This is a genomic window from Streptomonospora sediminis (assembly GCF_054778995.1).
Map to the genome: position 1 here is coordinate 32,600 of NZ_BAAGYZ010000105.1, position 19,073 is coordinate 51,672.

A 19,073-nucleotide genomic window follows, 5' to 3' on the forward strand; every position below is an offset into this window, starting at 1 on the left:
ACGCCACTGCTACGGGACCCCTGTCCCGAAGCCGCTTCCCGCCGCGTGCGCCGGCCCGGTTCCCCTCCCTCAGGCCGGCAGCAAGACGGTACGGGAAAACGGTGGGGCGGCCGAACCCATCGGCCGCCCCACCGCTGACCACCGCGCCGCCGACCGGCGCGGGCCGGACCCGCTACTCGCTGACTCCGTCCCCCACCGCGGCTTCGCTCCAGTGCTAGTCCGCTACCACGGCTTCGCTCCGGTGCTAGTCCCCTACCACGGCTTCGCTCACCAGGTGGCGGGTGTGGCCGACCTCCCGGGTGGGCCCGTCGAGGCGCACCCGTTCGGTGTGGCGGAGGTCCTCACTGGAGGCGGCCAAGTGCAGGTCGAGGTCGCCGGCCTCGACCACGCGCCGACCGTCGGCGCCGGTGTAGGCCGCCAGGTCGGCCGGGACCGCGAACTCGACCCGCCGCTCCTGGCCCGGTTCCAGCTCCACCCGCGTGTAGCCGATGAGGCTGCGCACGGGCCGGCTGACCTGGGCGACGGGGTCGCCCAGGTAGAGCTGGACGATTTCGGCTCCGGCGCGCGCTCCCGTGTTGCGCACCGTGCAGCCCAGGGTGAAGGTGCCCTCGGTGGTGGTCGCCACCGGTTCGGCCGAGGTGCTCGGCCGCGCCTCCACCCGGAACCCGGTCCACGAGAACTCCGTGTAGGAGAGCCCGTGGCCGAAGGGGTAGAGCGCGGTGGGGTCGACCGAGCTGACCTCGCTGCTTTGCCCCAGTGCCGGTGCCAGGTAGGTCGCGGGCTGGCCGCCGCTGCCGTGCGGCACCGCCACCGGCAGCCGGCCGCTCGGGTTGACCCGGCCCGACAGCACGCCGGCGACCGCGGGGCCGCCCTCTTCCCCGGGGAAGAACGCCTGGACCACCGCCGCCGCCCGGTCGGCGATGCCGCCGAGCGCGTAGGGGCGCCCGGTCATCAGCACCACGACCAGCGGAGTGCCGGTCTCCAGCAGCGCCTCCAGCAGTTCCTGCTGGACACCCGGAAGCCGCAGGTCGGCGACGTCGCAGCCCTCGCCGGAGGTTCCGCGGCCGAACAGCCCGGCCCGGTCGCCCACCACGGCCACGCAGACCTCGGCCTGCTTCGCGGCGGCGACCGCGGCGGCGAAGCCGGAGGTGTCCGAGCCGTCGACGGAGCAGCCGCTCAAGTGGTCCAGTCCGCTGCCGGGAAGCTCGGCGCGCAGCGCCTCCAGCAGGGTGGGCACCTCGATGCCGATGTCGGTGTCGGGGTGGGCGACCCCGACATGGGCCGGGAACGAGTAGCAGCCCAGCATCGCCTCGGTGGAGTCGGCCAGCGGGCCGACCACCGCCGTGCGGCGCCCGGCCGCCAGCGGCAGCGCCCGGCCCGGGTTGGCCAGCAGCACCGTGGACTCTTCGGCCAGACGGCGCGCGAGTGCGCGGTGCTCGGCGGGGTCCAGGTCGATGTCGCCGGCGCCGCCCGCGTCGGCGCCTTCCCCTGCACCGGTTGCGCCAGCGCGCTCGTTGGGGAAGGGCGTCCAGTCGGCATCGAGCAGGCCCAGCTCGCACTTCTGGGTGAGCACGCGCAGCGCGGCCCGGTCCAGCAGCTCCTCGGGGACGCTCCCGGCGCGCACCGCTTCCAACAGCGGGGCTCCGTAGCAGCGCAGCGTGGGCAGTTCCACGTCGACGCCGGCGCCGAGCGCCGCCGCCGCGGCCGCGCCCGTGGAGCCGGCCGTCCCGTGCAGGGTCTGCAGGAAGGTCACCGCGAAATAGTCGGAGACCACCGTGCCGGTGAAGCCCCACTGCTCGCGCAGCAGCTCGGTGAGCAGTCCCGGGTCGCCGGTGGCGGGCAACCCGTCGTTGGCGGTGTAGGAGGGCATCACCGACCGGGCGCCGCCCAGCCCGATCGCCATCTCGAAGGGCGGCAGCAGCACGTCGGCGAACTCGCGGCTGCCCGCGGAGACGGGGGCGAGGTTGCGCCCGGCCCGCGACGCCGAATACCCGGCGAAGTGCTTGAGCGTGGCCACCAGCCCGGTCGACTGCAGCCCGCGCACATAGGCGGTGGCCACGGTGCCGACGAGGTAGGGGTCCTCGCCGATGGTCTCTTCGGTGCGGCCCCAGCGCGGGTCGCGGGTGACATCCAGGACCGGGGCCAGCCCTTGGTGCACCCCGACCCGCCGCATGGACGCGCCGATCTGGGCTGCCATTTCCTCGACCAGGTCGGGGTCGAAGGAGGCGCCCCAGGCCAGCGGCGTGGGATAGACCGTCGCCTTCCACGCCGCAAAGCCCGACAGGCATTCCTCGTGGGCCAGCGCGGGAATGCTGAACCGGTTGGCGGCCGCAATCTCCTTCTGGGAGTTGGCCAGCGCCTGCACGCCCATGGCCGGGTCGACCGGTCCGGTGCCGAACGGACGGGTGAGCTGGCCCAGGCCGTGGGCGATCGTCCGTTCCCAGTCGGGGGTCTCATCTGCCAGGTCGTGCTGGTGGGGGGCCACGCCCTCACCGGAACCGTCGGCACCCACCCAGACCCCGTAGAGCTGGGCGGCCTTCTCCTCCAAGGTCATGAGCCGGAGAACCTCGCCCGCCCTTTCGGCGGCAGGACGCGCCGCGTCCTGCCAGGGGGCCGGGTTGGAGTGGGGCGTCATATACCGTCCTTCTTCATTGCGGGGTGCCCTGCCGCGGCAGGACCGTGGGTGTTGCCTCCCGGTACCGGGCAGTGCAGGGCGCCGGCTACTTGCCGCCGACACCCATCAGCCCGCTGACCAGGGAGCGGCGGGCGACCAGGTAGACGATGAACAGGGGGATCGTCGCCAGCACAACGGCGGCCAGCAGGCCGGCGATGTCCACGCGGTAGGTCCCCTGGAACTCGAAGAGGCCCAGCGTGATCACCCGGTTGGCTTGGGACTGGGTCAGGATCAGCGGGAACAGGAACCCGTTCCAGGCCTGCAGCGCGGCATAGACCGCAACGGTGCTGATCCCCGATCGCGACAGCGGCACGACCAGCTGGAAGAACGTGCGCCCCGCCCCGGCGCCGTCCAGCGCCATCGCCTCGTAGAGGTCGTCGGAGATGTCGCGCATGGACCCGGTCAGGATCAGGATGCACACCGGAAGCGCGAAAGCGGCCGTGGGCAGCATGATCGCGATCAGCGAGTCGTACAGGCCCATCTGGACGATGATCAGGTAGACGGGGATGATCACGGCCTGGTTGGGGATGGCCAGGCCCAGCAGGAACATCCGGAAGAACGAGTCGCTCATCCAGGTGCGGGTGCGCACGATGGCGTAGCCGGCCGTGACCGCCAAGGCCACGACCAGTACGACCGTGCCCGCGGTTACCACGAGCGTGTTCAGCACGAAGCCCGCGAGCCCGTTGTCGATCGCCCGGGCGTAGTTGTCCAGCGTCGGATCGGCGGGCAGGGCCAGCGGACCCGCCGAGCGGTATTCGGTGGACTGCTGGAAGGTGGCGCTCAGCAGCGCGTAGATCGGTACCCCGACGACCAGCAGCCAGCAGAAGGCCCCCAGTCCGGCTACCAGGTTGGGGCGGTGGCGCCAGCTCTGCAGCCCGGTGCGTCGCCCGGACCGGTTGCCCGGGCCGGTCGGGGCCGGGGCACGGTTCTGCCGGCCGGCTTGTGCCGGAGACGTCGCGGTCACATCCCCTCCCGGGTACTGCGCATGCTGCCGAAGCCGGTGAAGCGCACCATGAGCAGCGAGGCGATAGTGGCCACGGCCACCAGTACGCAGGCCACGGCACTCGCGTAGCCGTACTGGAAACTCTCGAATCCGGCTTCGTACATCAGATACGGCACAATCGTGGTTGCGTGTCCGGGGCCGCCCTGGGTCAGGATCAGCACCGTGTCGAAGTAGGTCAGCGACCCCACGATCATCAGCACCGAGGAGGTGGTGATCGTGTTGCGCAACTGGGGCAGCGTGATGTGCCAGAACGCGCGGTAGCGTCCGGCGCCGTCGATCTCGGCCGCCTGGTACAGCGACTCGGGGATCTGGCGGGCGCCGCCCTGGTACAGCAGCATGTGCAGCGGGATGAACTGCCAGGCGCTGACGAACAGGATCACGCCGAAGGCCCCGCTTTCGCTGCTCAGCACGTCCAGGCCGGGTACCCCGATCGCGGGGCCGATCTTGGACAGCGGTCCGAAGTTGGGGTCCAGCAGCGCCCGCCAGATGATGGCGATGGCGGCCGAGGACAGCAGCAGCGGCAGGAAGAACAGGGCCGAGAGCACGGCGCGGTTGCGCTGCTTGCCCGACGCCCACACCCCCAGCAGCAGCGAGATCGGCGTCTGCACGGCCCAGCTTCCGACCGTCAGCAGCAGGGTCAGCCCGATGGCCTTGTGCATCACCGGGTCGCCGAGCAGGCGGGTCCAGTTGGCCATCCCGATGAAGCGGGGCAGCCCGAGCCCGCCCCAGGTGGTCAGGGACAGGTAGACCACCAGCACCATGGGCAGCACGGCGAAGACGCCGAAGAACAGAACCGCGGGAAGGCCCCACCAGGCGCCCGGGCGCCCGACGCTCGGCCCGCCCGGGCGCGCACCGCCGGTGGAGGCGGTGCGCGCCGAGGGCCGGGCCGGCGTCTTGCGTCCGCCCTGGCCGGGCGAGAGAACAGTCACTGCAGAGCCACCATGTTGTCGACGAACTCCTCGGGAGTGATCTGCTTGTTGAAGAGCCGCTCGATCTCGGTCAGCATCGGCTCGGCCTGCGTGCGGGGCATCGCCTGGTCCCAGGAGAGCTGGAAGGTGGGTGCGTTGCTGACCATCTCGTACTGGAACTGGGCGAAGTCGGGGTTGGGGTGGTCGTCGAGCATGTCCTCGGCGCCGGTGGTGGCGGGGATCTCGCCGGCCTCGACCATGTCCTTGACGTAGGCGTCGCTGGAGGTCTCCTTCAGGAACTCCACCTCGGCCTCGGTGTCGCCGTCGTCGGTGATGGAGAAGAAGTTGGTGGGGTTGCCGGTCACGGCCTGCGGGTCGCCTTCGCCGTCGGGAAACGCCGGGAACGGGCCGTAACCGAGGTGCTTCTCGGCGAACTCCGGCGAGTCGGCGAGCTGGGTGGAGTACTCCCAGGAGCCCATCAGGTGCATGGCGGCCTTGTCCTCGGCCAGCAGCGCCGAGGCCGAGCCGTCGTCGTGGGAAACCGAGGCGAAGTTGTCGCCGAACGCCCCGCTGTCGACCAGGTCCTGGACGGTCTGCGCGGCCTCCAGCACCGCGGGGTCGCGCCAGCCTTCGGGGTCGCCCTCGGCGATGCGCTGGAACACCTCGTGGCCGCCGATGCGGTCGACGAGGTACTGCATCCACATCTGCTCGGTCCAGGTGGTGGCGCCGCCCAGCGCGAAGGGCAGCACGCCCTCGTCCTTGAACGTTTCGACGAGGTCCTCGACATCGCTCCAGGTCTCCGGCGGCTCGACGCCGGCCTCCTCGAAGAGCTTCTCGTTGTAGAACATCATCACCGGCTGCGTGCCGCGCAGCGGGATGCCGTACTGGGTGCCGTTGATCTTGCCGGCGTCGTAGATGGAGGGGATGTAGGACTCCTCCAGCTCCGGGTTCTCCTTGATGGCGGAGTCCAGGGGCAGGAGCATCTCCTGGTCGACGTAGGGCTCGATGCTGCCGCCGCCCCAGTTGAAGTGGATGTCCGGAGCCTGCTGCCCCGATCCCATCACGGTGCGGATCTTGTCCTTGTACCCGCTGGCGGCGAACTGGTTCAGCACCGCCTTGGTCTCGCCGCTGTTGTTCTCGTTGAACCGTTTGACGGCCGCTTCCTGCACCACGGCGAGGTTGTCTTGCGTCAGCGCTATGTTCATCTCGCCGTCGCCCGAGCCTCCGGCTCCACCACCTGCACAGGCAGTGGCGGTGAGCAGGAGCAGCGCAAGAGCGCCGGCAGTGCCAGCCCTATGGGGATTCATCGCTACGTCCTATCGAAACTATCGGACAAGTTATCGCAATGCGTGCTGCCAGAATTTACGGCGCTGCCACAAAGACCGTCAATACTCCACGAGAAGTTCGTCACCATCCCCTTGCGTCAACACCGGGGGACGCCCAGTAAAATGCGTGCTTGTGACAGCAGAGCCCGCACCGCTTCCCCACGGCACCGCCGGATCCGCACCCGTGACGATCTCGAAAATTGCGGAAGCCGCAGGGGTATCGGTGCCAACGGTGTCCAAGGTCCTCAACGGCCGCGCCGACGTTGCGCCCGAAACCCGGGCGCGGGTCGAGGAACTCATCCACCGGCACGGCTACCGCCGGCGCCGCGGCCCCGGAGCCGGCCGTTCGCCAACGATCGACCTGGTTTTCCACGAGCTCGACAGCGCTTGGGCCATAGAGGTCATCCGCGGCGTCGAGCGCATCGCCCGCGCCGAAGGGCTCAGCGTCGTGCTCTCGGAGTCCGGCGGCGAGCAGACACCGCGCGACGCCTGGGTCGAGGCCGTCCTGGCCCGCCAGTCCACCGCGGCGATCCTGGTCTTCTCCGACCTCGCCCCTGAGCAGCAGGCCCGGCTGACCGCGCGGAGCATCCCGTTCGTCGTCGTCGACCCCACCGGCGACACCGACGAGAGCGTGCCCTCCATCGGTTCGGCCAACTGGAACGGCGGGCTGGTGGCCACCCGCCACCTCATCGACCTGGGCCACGAGCGCATCGCCGTGATCGGCGGGCCCACCGATGTGCTGTGCAGCCGGGCGCGGATCGACGGCTACCGCTCGGCGCTGGATGCGGCCCGGCTGCCGGTCGACCCCGCGCTGATTCGCACCGGCGACTTCCACATCGAGGGGGGCCACAGCCACGGCCGCGACCTGCTCACCTCCTCCGATCCGCCCACCGCGGTCTTTGCCGGCAGCGACCTGCAGGCCATGGGGCTGTACGAGGCGGCGCGCGAACTCGGCGTGCGCATCCCCGAGGATCTCAGCGTCGTCGGCTACGACGACCTGCCCGTGGCGCGCTGGGTCGGCCCGCCGCTGACAACCGTGCGCCAGCCGCTGACCGAAATGGCCGAGGAGGCCACGCGGCTGGCGCTGCTGCTCAGCCGCGGTCAGCAGCCGCCCAACCTGCGGCTGGACCTGGCCACCAATCTGGTGGTCCGCCACAGCACGGCCGCTCCCCGGCAACGCTGAACCGGCCGGAGCGTACCGGGGCCGCGCCCGGTACCTGCGCTGACTCGGACATGGACGAGGGGCGGGACCGCAGCCGTCCCGCCCCTCGCCGCGGCGGCGCCCTCAAGGGGCGAAAAGGCGCCGTTTCCTGGAAAGTCCTTGCGGCGGCGGGATCGCGGGGGCCGCAACCGCGGCGGGGCCGGTGGGTCCCCCGGCGGCGTGTGGGCCTGGGACCGGGCGCACGGGGCCGCAGTGATACGGATGCGCCCGGCCCCAGGGGTCGCGGCGGCGCGCCGGGGCACCGGCCGCCGGTGACGGCCGGGCCCGGATCGCTCCGGCCGTTGCAGCGCGGGGACGCAGGCGTGTCCGGGCGCAGGGGATTCGCCCGGAACCGCCCGCCGGCGGCGCAGCGCGGTGCCGGTGCGTGCACCGGTCCGCACCCCGTTCGCCGTCGCCCCCGCGCGGTCGGTGTGCCGCTGCGGCACTGCGGGTGCGCACCGGCCGGCGGGGCCTGGTACGGCTCCGGTCGGGCATGGCGGTTTCCTCGCAGTCGTCGGTGCACGGCCACGGGCGGCGCCCCTGTACGCTCGCGCAGCAGACGGCCGGTTCCGCTGGTGCGGTCCGCTTGCGGTAGCGTTGGGAGCGCTCCCATATGGTGACGAATGTAACACGATCGCCGGGCGACACCAAGAGGCCACATATCGAAATTGCTTCGAAACCAGTAAAATCCCACGTCATGAGGGTGTAGTCGGACGGACCACCGGTTCCGGGCGCGACCGGTGGCGGCTGCACCGGCCTTCGCCGGTGGCGGCAGCGGCGGCCGCGCGGGCGGCCGCAACCGGCCAAGCCGGGCTGCCGCCCGGGGGCGGCTGGGACCATCGGATACGGGCCCTGGCCCACTCGCCCCGCGCCCACGCGGTCCGGCGCCACACCGCCGGACCGGCATGCGAACGCCGGACACCCCGTCGTTCCGGGACGGATCCGAAAGAGGCGGCCCTGATGGTCAAGCCCCGTTCCCCGCGCACACACTCGTTCCGATTCCTTGCGACCGCCGGCAGTGCACTGCTCATCGCCGCCCTGGGCCTGCTCGCCGTGCGAGCGGCGGCCGGCACCGCGGCGGGCGGTGTGCCGCTGCACGAACTCGGCGCCGAACACGGGCTCCACATCGGCGCCGCGGCCAACCCCGCCCTGCTGGAGGACAACCGCGACTACCGGGCGATCCTCGCCGAACAGTACGGCTCGCTGACAGCCGAGAACGTGATGAAGTGGGACACGCTGCAGCCCGAGCGCGGTGTCTACGACTTCTCCGCCGCCGACACGCTCCGGGAGTTCGCGCGCACGAACGACCAGCGCATGCGCGGCCACACGCTCATCTGGCACAACCAGAACCCCGAGTGGCTCGCCGAGGGCGACTTCGGCCCCCAGGAACTGCGCACCATCATGCGCGAGCACATCGACACCGTCGCCGGCGAGCACTTCAAGGGCGACATCTACGCCTGGGACGTCATCAACGAGCCGTTCCGCGACTCCGGCGGCCGGCTGCGGCCCAACCTGTGGCTGGACACGCTCGGCCGGAGCTACATCGCCGAGGCCCTCAAGGCCGCCCACGCGGCCGACCCCGATGCGCGGCTCTACATCAACGAGTTCGGCATCGAGGGCCGCAACGCCAAGAGCGACGCCATGTACGAGCTGGCGTCGTCGCTGCTGGACCAGGGCGTCCCGCTGCACGGCATCGGGGTCCAGAGCCACATGGAGGTCGGCGGCGTCCCCGAGGACATGACCGAAAACCTGCGCCGCTTTGCCGAACTCGGCCTGGAGATCACCATCACCGAGCTGGACGTCAGCATCGAGATGCCCGCGAGCGGCGCCGAGCTGCGCACCCAGGCCGCGGACTACCGGTCGGTCGTCGAGACCTGCCTGGATCTCGGCGACTCCTGCGCCGGGGTCACCGTCTGGGGCGTCGGCGATGCCGACTCCTGGATCCCGTCCTGGTTCCCGGGGCGCGGTGCGGCGCTGCCGTTCGACGAGGACTACGCGCCCAAACCGGCGTTCGGCGCCATGCAGGAGGCCCTGGGCGGGTGAGCCCGGCGGGCCCCGTCCGCCCGCCCCCGCCTGCGCTGCCGATCGGCGGGAGCCGCGGTCGGGGCGCTGCATACTGGGGCCATGCGTGCGAGCCGACTGGTCCTGCTGGTGCTGCTGCTGCAGAACCGCGGACGGATGACGGCGGCGGAGTTGGCCGCGGCCCTGGAGGTCTCCGAACGGACGGTCTACCGCGACGTCGAAGCGCTGAGCGGCGCCGGGATCCCGTTGTACGCCGACCGCGGTGCCGGCGGCGGCTACCGGCTCGTCGGCGGCTACCGCACCCGGTTGACCGGGCTCACCTCGGGCGAGGCCGACTCGCTGTTCCTGTCGGGACTGCCCGGTGCGGCCGCGGAGCTGGGGCTGGGCGCCGAGATGGCCGCGGCCGACCTGAAACTGCTGGCCGCGCTACCCGACGAACTGCGCGAGCGCGCCGAACGGGTGCGCTCGCGCTTCCATCTGGATGCGCCCGGTTGGTGGCGGAGGGCCGAGGCGGCCCCGCACTTGAGCGCCATCGCAGCGGCGGTGTGGAACCAGCGCACTATCGACATCGCCTACCGCAGGTGGGACGGTACCGGGGTGCGGCGGCGGCTCGACCCGCTGGGGATCGTGCTCAAGGCCGGGAGCTGGTACTTCCTGGCGCGCCCGCATCCGGAGCCGGACGGTTCCGGCGGCGCCGCTGCGCCGCACCCCCGCACCTTCCGCGCTTCGCGGGTGCAGAAGCTGACCACGCGCGCCGAGACCTTCGAGCGCCCGGCAGGGTTCGACCTCGCCGCTTCGTGGGCGGAGTGGTCGCGGGACTTCGAGCAGAGCCGGCACCGCCTGCACACCAGGGTACGGCTGACCCGCCGCGGTCTGGAGCTGCTCCGGGTGCTGTCCTCGCCCATCACCGCCGCCGGCGCCGAGGGCCTGGAGCCGGGCCCGGACGGCTGGTGCGAGGTGGACCTGCGCGTCGAGTCGGTCGAGTTCGCCACGACGGAGTTCGCCGCCTACGGACCCGAAATCGAGGTGCTGGAGCCGGCGGAGCTGCGCGCGGCGCTGGCCGCGCACCTGCGCGCCGGCGCCGCGCTGTACACCGATTGAGCACCGGCGGGCGCCTCGGGGCACCGGGGCACCGGGGGAAAATGCCGGTTGACCCTCCAGTGAGGGGAGACTCCACGATGGCTGACATGGACACGCAGGAGGGCCTGCACACCATTGGTGAGCTGGCCGCACGCACGGGGCTGAGCGTAAAGACCATCCGGCACTACGCGGACGAGGGCATCGTGCCGCCGACCGCCCGCAGCGCCGCGGGCTACCGGCTCTACGACGCCGCGGCAGCGGCCCGGCTGGACTTGGTGCGGGCCCTGCGCGAACTCGGGATCGGCCTGGGCACCATCCGGGCGGTCCTGTGCCGTGAGGCCGACATCGGCGAGGTCGCCTCCACGCACGTGCGTGTCCTGGATGACCAGATCCGGATGCTGCGGCTGCGGCGGGCGGTGCTGAGCACCGTCGCCGACCGCATACCGACCGAACGGGAGATACGCCTCATGACCCGACTTGCGCGCCTGTCCGCCGAAGAGCGGCAGCGCATCCTGGACGAATTCCACGACGAGGTGTTCGGCGGCTTCGACCTCGACGCGGACTTCGTCGCCCACATGCGCTCCGTGCGCGTCGACCTGCCCGACGACCCCAGCCCCGAGCAGGTGGACGCCTGGGTGGAGCTGGCCGAGCTGGTGCAGGACCCGGGCTACCGCGAGCGGACCCGCGAGATGTCGCGGGCCCAGGAGCGCAGCCGCGCCGAGGGCACCTACCAAGCGCCGGAGGCCGAGAACTGCGCGGGCACTCCGTTTGCCGAACGGCTGGCCGCCGCGGTCGGTCCGGCGCGCGCCGCCGGCGTCGCCCCCGACTCGCCCGAGGCCCGACCCATCGTGGACGAGCTGGTGGCCGGGGCGTTGGAGAGCGGGCGCGCGGACACCCCGCAGGAGCGCGTGCGCATGGCCGACGAGTACGGGCTGTTCGTGGACCGCCGTGCGGAGCGGTACTGGCAGCTCCTCGGCGTGATCAACGGCTGGCCCCCGTTCGAGCCGCGGGTGCCGGATTGGGAGTGGTTCCTGGAGGCGCTGCGCGCGAGCGCCGCCGCCCGGTAGCCAACACGCGGGCGGGGAAACAGGACGGGGTTCCGGGCCGCGGGACGGACGGCCCGGCGCCCCCGGAAACCGCGCCGCTGTGCCCGGCCGGCGGGCCGGGCGCAGCGGCGCTCAACGGATCAGGTGACCGGGATCGGGAATCGGCGGCTCAGCCGGCTCAGGGCGGGTCTCAGCCGAAGAAGCCGTAGTAGAACAGCATTCCGTTGGTCCCGGCGATCACGGCCGCGGCCAGCACCGCCCCGACCACGTAGGACGTGCGCAGCGAGCGGACCAGGAACTCGATCCCCACGATGTTGTTCAGGATGAAGTAGCCCATGTACAGCGCTTGGAAGAAGCCGTCGAGGGTGAAGAAACCGGGGTAATACCAGGGCGCGCCGGTCCACACGCCCGACTCGGCGGTGAACCACTGCCAGGCGTAGGACATGCCGGCGCCCAGCGGAATCTGGATGATCGGGATGATCAGCAGCGGCAGGAGCTTCACAAAGCCCCACAGACCGGGCTGGTCGGCCTGGCGGGCTTGGGCCTGGGCGCGCCGGGCGGCCTCCTGCTCGGCGCGCACCCGCTCGCGGTGCGCGCGGTCGGCCTCTTGCCTGCGGCGCTGCTCCTCGCGCTGCTGCTGCTCTTCCTGCTGCCTGCGCTGCTCCTGCTGCTGGCGGCGGCGCTCGTCCTCCTGGCGCCGCCTGCTGTCGGGGGCGGCGGCGCCGGAGCCGCGGTACATGTCGGCGTAGGCGTCGTCGCGCGCAGGCGGCATCGCCGCGGTCGGCGGCGCCGACGGCGGTGCGCCGTCGGGGCCGAAGGCTGCGGTGCGGTCGGGGCCCTGCTGCTCATAGGAGCGGGTGTGCCGGCCGTAGGCGGCGGTCTGGCCGCCGTGGCCGGCCGCCGGTGCGCCGTCGGGGCTGTAGGGCGGCGGGTTCTGCACGGCGGTTCCGTCGGCAGGCGGGCCGTGGGCGCCGCTGCCCATCACCGAGGTGGGGTCGGCGCCGCCCGGCCCGGCGGCCCGGGTGGAGTCGTGGTCGCCGAACGCAGCGCCCGCGGCCGCTCCGGCAGCGGCGCCGGCGGCGGCTCCGCCCAGGACCGAGGTCGCACCTGCACCGCCCGCACCACTCGTGGCGCCGGTTTCGGTGGGGGCGCCGCTGAGGGCGGCGTTGGTCTTGGCGACCTCCTCGCGCACCCCTTGGCGGAGTTCGGCGGGCAGCCATGACTCGCCGATGGGGACGTCGCCGAGCGCGTCGAGGAGCTGGCCGGGCGAGGGCCGGTTGCGTGCGTCCTTGGCCAGGCAGGCCGCAGCGAGCCGGTGCAGCGACGCGGGGAGGGCGGACAGGTCGGGTTCGTGCTGCATGATGCGCATGACCAGCGTGGGCATGGCGCCTTCGCCGAAGGGCCCCACTCCCCCGGCCGCGTAGACCAGTACGGCGCCGAAGGCGAACATGTCGCTGCTGGGCGTGAGGTGCTCGCCCTGGATCTGCTCGGGCGACATGAAGCCCGGGGTGCCGATGATGGACTGGGTGGCCGCTGTGCCCTCGGTGGCGCGGGCGATCCCGAAGTCGATGACGCGCGGGCCGTCGTCGGAGAGCAGCACGTTGCCGGGCTTGAGGTCGCGGTGGATCAGCCCGACGCGGTGGATCTCGACGAGCGCCTCGGCCAGGCCGGTGGCCAGCACGCGCAGCGTGTGTTCGGGCAGGCCGCCGTAGTCGCGCACGGCGGTGTCCAGCGGCAGCGAGGGCACGTAGGAGGTGACCAGCCACGGGACGCCGCCCTCGGGGTCGGCGTCGATGACCGGGGCGGTGAAGGCCCCGCTGACCTGGCGCGCCGCGGTGACTTCGCGGGCGAAGCGCTCGCGGAAGGAGGCGTCGGTCGCCAAGTGGGGGTGGATGCGCTTCACCGCGACCGGGCGGCCCCCCGCCGAACGGCCGAAGTACACCTGCCCCATGCCTCCGGCGCCCAGCCGCCCGATCAGCCGGTACCGGCCGATGCGTTCCGGGTCGCCGTGCTCCAACGGACCCACGTCCGTACCTCCGCATTCACCGCTGTATTGAGTATGTGGCCCGAATCCTCTGCGATCGTAGCCACATTGGGGACGATATTGGGGATGATCGGTTCACATCCGGCACCGCCCGCCGTCGGCGAGTCTGCGCCCGCAGGGGACTCCCGCCGCCCGGCCACCCCGGGACCCGGCGCGGCGCCGCGGAGGGCCGCCGCCGCGGAGACGGCGGAAACCCCGCGCGCGGGTGCGTCGCGACGCGGGCCGGAGAGGCTGCGGCCGGCGGGTCGGTCGGCGTTCAGTCTAGGGGTTGGCACACGGCAACAGGCGCCTTTACATCGTAGATCACATATTGGCGCCACCGGGGCACCAGCCGGTTTTCCGCGACCTGGCGTCGCTTGCGCCACCACTGCACCATACGCTGCTGGTATGGCGCAGTTTCTACCTCCCGAACAGTGGTTCGCCTCGTTGCCCACGGCCTACCTCGCCGCCTTCGGGCTGATCACCGACGAAACCGGCCGGGTGCTGCTGGTCGACCCCAACTACCGCGACCACTGGACCCTGCCCGGCGGGGTCGTCGAGGACGGCGAAGCGCCGCACCTCGCCTGCGAGCGCGAGGTCGCCGAGGAGGTGGGCCTGGAACGCGCGGCGGGATCCCTGCTCTGCCTGCAGTGGAGCGCACCGCGGGGCGCCCGGCCCAAACCGTTCCTCTCGTTCGTCTTCGACTGCGGAACGGTCGACTCCGCTGCGGCCATCACGCTGCAGGAGGAGGAGCTCGACGACTACGCCTTTGTCGACCGCGAAGCGGCCCCCGGCATGCTGCACCCCGCCCTGGCGCCCCGGCTGACCGGTGCCCTCAAGGCCCGCAGCGAGGGCACGACCGTCTACGTGCCGTGAGGGCGCCGGCGGGCCGCCGGAACCCTGCGTGCGCCCGCACCGAAACGGCCCGCCGGTCGGCCGGCGGGCCGCTGCCCACGTTCACCCGGATTCGTGCACTTCGCGCACCCGAATTCCGGCTAAACGTACTCGAAGGTCACATCGTTCCCGGATTCAAGCGCGTACTGCGCCCACCCCGATCTGTTCTCCGTTCACGGAGATCTGCCAGAAAACGGAGTCGGACTGCCGGTCCCCGCCGATCCGAGTGATCAGGAAGTCGCCGAACTCCTCGTACCATTCGCCGTCCCAGGTAAACCCGGCCCTATCCGACGCGTCATCCAAAGCCGTGGTGGGAGTGCCGCTCGCGTGCGGATTTGCATCGTTGTTGGTGCCGTCGCAAACATGCGTGCCGCCGCTGGGCGTAGTGATCTGCCGCCCTGCCGTAAGCACGTATCCATCGAATAGCACGCCGGAGCCGCCGACGACTTCGAGACCGACGACGACCCGGCGGGGCTCGGCTCCGGCCTGCGCGTTCGCGACCGGTGCGGTGCCGGCAAGGAGCAGAGCGGCGCCGGCCACCAGCGCCGCGAACCTACCGGAGAATCCGGAGAAGGCATATTCCCACCTTTCAGCATGCAAGATCGCAATCGGCGTACCGGTTTCCGCGCTCCGCGGAGACCAAACCGGTTCCGGCACCCCGCCCGCGGATTTTTCGGCCCGACCGGCCGCCGTTACGCGATATCCGGGCCGTTATCCCACGACACCGGGAGAGCACTCCACCGGGACACTCGCCTTGAAGCCCGAATGATCCGCATGAATTCAATTCCCTCGGAAATTCCGGTGTGGCCAGGAACAACAAAATCCGTTTACTCATCGACCGCTTCCGGTCGCCGAAACATGCGCCACTCCCGCTTCGCGGGTACCAGCCGCGGGCGGCCCGGCGGCGCCGCGGCAGCGCAGGAAAGCCGTTCGTTCCGGGACGCAGCGGCCCGGGCGGCGGAGGCGCCGCTCAACCGGTCAACCGGCCTCGCCGCCGCGACCGCAGTCGGCGCAGGCCCCGCGCCGGCGCAGGTAGTAGCCCAGCGCCGCAACGCCCAAGGCCGCACCCCACAGCGGGAACAGTGCGCCGGAGACACCGACCAGCACCCCGGTGGCCGCCGTGTCCCCGCCCGTCGCCGCCGTGCCGACCTGCTCGGCATAGCCCGAGACCATGGCGATACCGCCGACCATTGTCAGCACCGCGGCGGTGGAGGCCGGCACCACGGCCAGCCCGATGGGCACCCGCCTTCCGGCAAGCCCGGCCATCCAGCGCGGGAAGACCTCGCCCCAGCGCTGGGCCAGCCCGAGGGTCAGAACCGCGCCCACGGTGGCAAAGCCCGCCAGGAACGCACCGGCGATCCAGGCACCGCTCTGCTGCCCCTCGCGCAGGAACTCGTCGCTGATACCCAGCGGGATACCCAGCGCCCAGGCGTAGCGGGTGGCCGCATACAGCAGCGGCGGCACCATCGCGGCGTACACGGCAACAGCGCCCCATCTGGCCGCCGACCGCGGCGAGGTCCAGCCTGCGGCTGCACCACCGCCCCGGCCGCAGCGCAGGCAGTCGCCCCTGCTGCCGCGTGCGTAGGCCAGTGTCGCCGCCGCCCAGCAGAACCCGCCCGCCAGGCAGATAACCTGGTGGGCGATCTCCCAGGACCGTGCCTGCTGCAGAACCACGGCGCCGGCCTCGCTGCCGGTCGCGATGCCGACGATGCCGTAGGGCAGGTAGCCCACCAAGGTCAGCAGGCCGACGTCGATCATGGTGAAGAGCAGCAGCACCGAGAAGAGTGCGCCGGCGGCGATGAGCCCCCGGCGCCCCCGCCGCATACCGCCCAGCATGGCGGCGCCGGCCGCCGCCGCGGGCAACCCGACCAGGACCACCGGTACCCACGCCGGGCCCGCGCCGAAGCGGGCCGCGAGCGGCCCGACGGCCGCGCTGATCTCGCCGGCGTAGGGGAAACCGCGCCCGCTCAGCGCCCAATAGGCCGCCAGCGCCGCATAGAGCAGTGACCACACCGGCGCCGCCGCCGGTACCCAGCGCACCCACCCCGCCGGTCGTGCCGCGCGCCGCCCCGCCGGTGCCGCGCCGGCGCCGCCGCGGTCCGGCGGTCTCCCTTCGCGTTCCCGGGGTTCTCCGCCGTTGCCGAACCGTTCCGTCGCCATCGTGCCCTCCTTCGACCGCCGCTCTGCGCCGATCGTCCGGTGTCGTGTGCTCACCCTGACGCGGCGGCGGCCCGCGGAACCTCCCGCTGCAGAGCGGTTCCGCCCGCGCCCGCTCCCCCGTTCGAGGGACCGGGCGCGGCGGCATCAGCCGTGCCCGAGGTTCAGCCCGATGACGCCGGCGGCGATCAGCCCGATGCACACCAGCCGCCGCCGTGACACCGGCTCGCCGAGGAAGAGCATGCCGGCCCCCGTCACTCCGACGGCGCCGATGCCCACCCACACGGCGTAGGCGGTACCCACCGGCAGGAAGCGCAGCGCGTAACTCAGCAGCCCCAGGCTGAGCACCGCCAGGCCGATGCCCAGCGCCCCCCACGCCGGGCGGCTGAACCCTTCGGACCTCTTCAGCGCCAGTGACCAGGCGATCTCGAGTAGCCCGGCGGCGCAGAGAACGATCCATGCCATGTGTGCCTCCGTACTCAGGCCCGCCGGATGGCCGGCGTTTCCTTCCGGGCCTGCGGCTGCTGTGGCGGCCGGGGTTCCAGGTTGAGTCCGATGACGCCGGCGGTGATCAGCCCGATGCACACCAGCCGCGGCCAGGTGGCGGGCTCGCCGAGTGCGACCATGCCGACCGCGGCCACGCCCGCGGCGCCGATGCCCACCCACACGGCGTAGGCGGTACCCACCGGCAGGAAGCGCAGCGCGTAGCTCAGCAGCCCCAGGCTGAGCACGGCCGTTCCGCTGCCCGCGGCCGCAGGCAGCGGTTCCGTGAGGCCGCGCGCCGCGTCGAGCGCCAGCGACCACACGATCTCCAGCAGCCCGGCGGCGGCGAGGATCGCCCAGGCCGCGGCCGTCCTCCTGCGGGGCGCGGGCCGGGCGGGCCGCCCGCGCCGGCGCGGGCGGCTAGGCATTGGCGCCGCCGTCGACCGTCACCGAGGTTCCGGTGATGTAGCCGGCGCCGGGCCCTGCCAGGTGCGCGACCGACGCGGCGACCTCCTGGACGGTGCCGTAGCGGCCGAGCGCGGTGAGCGCGCGCTCGTCCTCGGCGCCCGCGCCGTCGGCCGGGTTCATTTCGGTGTCGGTGGATCCGGGATGGACGACGTTGGCGGTGATGCCGCGCGGTCCGAGGTCGCGGGCCAGGCCCTTGGTGAATCCGGTCAGGGCCGACTTGCTGAGCGCGTAAAGGCTGATGCCGGGGGCGGGCACGCGCTCGGCGAGGTTGCTGCCGATGCTGACGATGCGTCCGCCGTCGGGCATGTGGCCCAAGACCTGCCGGACGGCCACGAATACGGCGCGCACGTGGACCGCCGTGGTGTTCTCGTAGTCGTCGAGGGTGAGCTCCTCCACCGTGCCGTAGGGGAAGATCCCGGCGTTGTTGACCAGGATGTCGATGCGCCCGAGCTCGGCCGCCGCCCGGTCCACCGCACCGCGCACACAGGCGGGCTCGGCCATCTGGGCCTGGACGGCCACCCCCTTGCGGCCGGCGTCCTCGATGCGCCGGACCACCTCTTCGGCGCGGCGGGGTGCGGTGTTGAAGGTCAGTGCAACGTCCGCGCCGTCGCGCGCAAGGTGTTCGGCGACCGCCGCGCCGATTCCTCTGCTGCCGCCGGTGACCAGTGCGGTCTTGCCATCCAGTACGCCCATGGGCCGTCCCTATGCCAATTTATGTATCGATCGCTACATAATTGATAGCATCGGGTTCGAAAGAGCGTCAAGGCGGTTGCGGGGGGATGACCATGGCGGCACGGGGGCGCCCGCGGGAGTTCGACCGGACCGCGGCGCTGCGGACGGCGATGGAGTTGTTCTGGGAGCACGGTTACGAGGGGACCCCGCTCAGCTCGCTCACCGCCGCCATAGGGATCACCTCGACCAGCCTGTACGCGGCCTTCGGATCCAAGGAGCAGATTTTCCGCGAGGCCGTGGAGCTGTACAACTCCGCCGGGTCGGCGAGCGAGAGCGCACTCAACGCCCACGCCACCGCCCGGCAGGCGGTCGAGGCCATGCTGCGGGAGAACGCCGCCGCCTATGTCGACCCCGGCACGCCCCGGGGGTGCATGGTCGTGCTGGCCGGGATCAACCTGACCTCGGGCAACCAGGAGATCGGGCGGTTCCTCGCCGAGTGCCGCGAACAGGACCGCGCCAACGTGCTGGCGCGGCTGCGGCGCGGGGTGGCCGACGGAGACCTGCCGGGCCGGGCCGACACCGCGGGCATGGCCGAGTTCTACCTGACCGTCCAGCACGGGCTGTCGATCCGGGCCCGCGACGGATGCACGCTGGAGCAGGCCGAGGCGGTCATCGACCGGGCGATGGCGGCCTGGCACACCGTGGCGGGGGTGGCGGGGCGGCCCGGATAGCCGAAGCGGCCGCGGCCCGGCGGCACCGAGCCGACCGGGGCGAGCGGTGTTTCCTCGGCCGGCGGAATGCACGGGCCGGGCAAGCGCCACTGCGGGTGCGCCGCCGGGTAGCGGCGGCGGCCGTACCGGCGGCCGGCGCAGGGATGACCGAACCGGCCGCCGGCGGGATCAGCCGCCCGCCACCGACGGCAGTACGCGGACCTCGGCGCCGTCGGGCACCGGAGTGTCGAGCCCGCTGATGGCGCGGCACTCCTCGGAGTCGACGAAAACATTGACGTAGCGCCGCAGCCGGCCCTGGTCGTCGCGGATGCGGCGGTCGAGGCCGGGGTGGCGGCGGACCAGTTCGTCCAAGACGGCGCGCAGGGTGGCCCCGGCGGCCGGCGCGG

At 72.3% G+C, this 19,073-nt stretch carries 17 protein-coding genes; 6 read left to right on the top strand and 11 right to left on the bottom strand.

The annotated features are described in order from the left end of the window. Positions 1 to 244: 244 nt before the first annotated feature. From ACYVD5_RS21155 to ACYVD5_RS21170, 4 genes are all read right to left on the bottom strand, one after another. Positions 245 to 2,635 carry a beta-xylosidase/alpha-l-arabinosidase gene (locus ACYVD5_RS21155; RefSeq protein ID WP_461002846.1) on the bottom strand — a complete coding sequence of 797 codons (2,391 nt, stop codon included), beginning with the start codon at positions 2,633 to 2,635 and terminating at the stop codon, positions 245 to 247. An 85-nt stretch (positions 2,636 to 2,720) separates the two neighbouring features. Further along, the gene (locus ACYVD5_RS21160; RefSeq protein WP_461002847.1) at positions 2,721 to 3,638 is read right to left on the bottom strand and encodes a carbohydrate ABC transporter permease; all 918 of its coding nucleotides are present in this window, start codon (positions 3,636 to 3,638) and stop codon (positions 2,721 to 2,723) included. After that, positions 3,635 to 4,606: a carbohydrate ABC transporter permease gene (locus tag ACYVD5_RS21165; protein WP_461002848.1), complete on the bottom strand. Its 972-nt coding sequence runs from the start codon at positions 4,604 to 4,606 to the stop codon at positions 3,635 to 3,637. The genes ACYVD5_RS21160 and ACYVD5_RS21165 overlap by 4 nt, the downstream gene beginning before the upstream one ends. Next, complete coding sequence (locus ACYVD5_RS21170; RefSeq protein ID WP_461002849.1) at positions 4,603 to 5,892, bottom strand: ABC transporter substrate-binding protein; 1,290 nt, start codon at positions 5,890 to 5,892, stop codon at positions 4,603 to 4,605. Before ACYVD5_RS21170 ends, ACYVD5_RS21165 begins: the two co-directional genes overlap by 4 nt. Before the next feature lie 202 nt (positions 5,893 to 6,094). Between ACYVD5_RS21170 and ACYVD5_RS21175 the strand changes: the two genes are divergently transcribed. The 4 genes from ACYVD5_RS21175 (at position 6,095) to ACYVD5_RS21190 (ending at position 11,280) form a co-directional block, all read left to right on the top strand. Beyond that, positions 6,095 to 7,093: a LacI family DNA-binding transcriptional regulator gene (locus ACYVD5_RS21175; protein WP_461002866.1), complete on the top strand. Its 999-nt coding sequence runs from the start codon at positions 6,095 to 6,097 to the stop codon at positions 7,091 to 7,093. Positions 7,094 to 8,071: 978 nt separating this feature from the next. After that, positions 8,072 to 9,154, top strand: coding sequence for an endo-1,4-beta-xylanase (locus ACYVD5_RS21180; RefSeq protein ID WP_461002850.1), 1,083 nt, complete (start codon positions 8,072 to 8,074; stop codon positions 9,152 to 9,154). 81 nt (positions 9,155 to 9,235) lie between these two features. Further along, on the top strand, positions 9,236 to 10,234 hold the full coding sequence (locus ACYVD5_RS21185; protein ID WP_461002851.1) for a helix-turn-helix transcriptional regulator: 999 nt from the start codon (positions 9,236 to 9,238) through the stop codon (positions 10,232 to 10,234). A gap of 77 nt (positions 10,235 to 10,311) precedes the next feature. Then, entirely contained in the window at positions 10,312 to 11,280 is a 969-nt protein-coding gene (locus ACYVD5_RS21190) for a MerR family transcriptional regulator (protein WP_461002852.1), read from the top strand. A 169-nt stretch (positions 11,281 to 11,449) separates the two neighbouring features. Here ACYVD5_RS21190 and ACYVD5_RS21195 read toward each other — a convergent pair whose 3' ends face one another. Further along, complete coding sequence (locus ACYVD5_RS21195; RefSeq protein WP_461002853.1) at positions 11,450 to 13,285, bottom strand: serine/threonine protein kinase; 1,836 nt, start codon at positions 13,283 to 13,285, stop codon at positions 11,450 to 11,452. Between the two features lie 405 nt (positions 13,286 to 13,690). Between ACYVD5_RS21195 and ACYVD5_RS21200 the strand changes: the two genes are divergently transcribed. After that, complete coding sequence (locus ACYVD5_RS21200) at positions 13,691 to 14,158, top strand: NUDIX domain-containing protein (RefSeq protein WP_461002854.1); 468 nt, start codon at positions 13,691 to 13,693, stop codon at positions 14,156 to 14,158. Between the two features lie 153 nt (positions 14,159 to 14,311). Here ACYVD5_RS21200 and ACYVD5_RS21205 read toward each other — a convergent pair whose 3' ends face one another. The 5 genes from ACYVD5_RS21205 to ACYVD5_RS21225 all read right to left on the bottom strand — a co-directional run bounded on the left by ACYVD5_RS21205 (position 14,312) and on the right by ACYVD5_RS21225 (position 17,977). Then, positions 14,312 to 14,716 carry a hypothetical protein gene (locus tag ACYVD5_RS21205; RefSeq protein WP_461002855.1) on the bottom strand — a complete coding sequence of 135 codons (405 nt, stop codon included), beginning with the start codon at positions 14,714 to 14,716 and terminating at the stop codon, positions 14,312 to 14,314. A gap of 438 nt (positions 14,717 to 15,154) precedes the next feature. Continuing rightward, positions 15,155 to 16,336, bottom strand: coding sequence for a hypothetical protein (locus tag ACYVD5_RS21210; protein WP_461002856.1), 1,182 nt, complete (start codon positions 16,334 to 16,336; stop codon positions 15,155 to 15,157). Positions 16,337 to 16,480: 144 nt separating this feature from the next. Next, the gene (locus ACYVD5_RS21215) at positions 16,481 to 16,798 is read right to left on the bottom strand and encodes a DMT family transporter (protein WP_461002857.1); all 318 of its coding nucleotides are present in this window, start codon (positions 16,796 to 16,798) and stop codon (positions 16,481 to 16,483) included. A gap of 14 nt (positions 16,799 to 16,812) precedes the next feature. After that, positions 16,813 to 17,244, bottom strand: a complete 432-nt coding sequence (locus ACYVD5_RS21220; protein ID WP_461002858.1) for a DMT family transporter — start codon at positions 17,242 to 17,244, stop codon at positions 16,813 to 16,815. Further along, on the bottom strand, positions 17,237 to 17,977 hold the full coding sequence (locus ACYVD5_RS21225; protein ID WP_461002859.1) for an SDR family NAD(P)-dependent oxidoreductase: 741 nt from the start codon (positions 17,975 to 17,977) through the stop codon (positions 17,237 to 17,239). Before ACYVD5_RS21225 ends, ACYVD5_RS21220 begins: the two co-directional genes overlap by 8 nt. Positions 17,978 to 18,063: 86 nt before the next feature. Between ACYVD5_RS21225 and ACYVD5_RS21230 the strand changes: the two genes are divergently transcribed. Beyond that, positions 18,064 to 18,687 (top strand): TetR/AcrR family transcriptional regulator, encoded by a 624-nt coding sequence (locus ACYVD5_RS21230; protein WP_461002860.1) that lies wholly within the window; start codon positions 18,064 to 18,066, stop codon positions 18,685 to 18,687. A gap of 168 nt (positions 18,688 to 18,855) precedes the next feature. Here ACYVD5_RS21230 and ACYVD5_RS21235 read toward each other — a convergent pair. Further along, on the bottom strand, positions 18,856 to 19,073 hold a 218-nt coding region (locus ACYVD5_RS21235; RefSeq protein ID WP_461002861.1), incomplete at its 5' end, for a MoaD/ThiS family protein.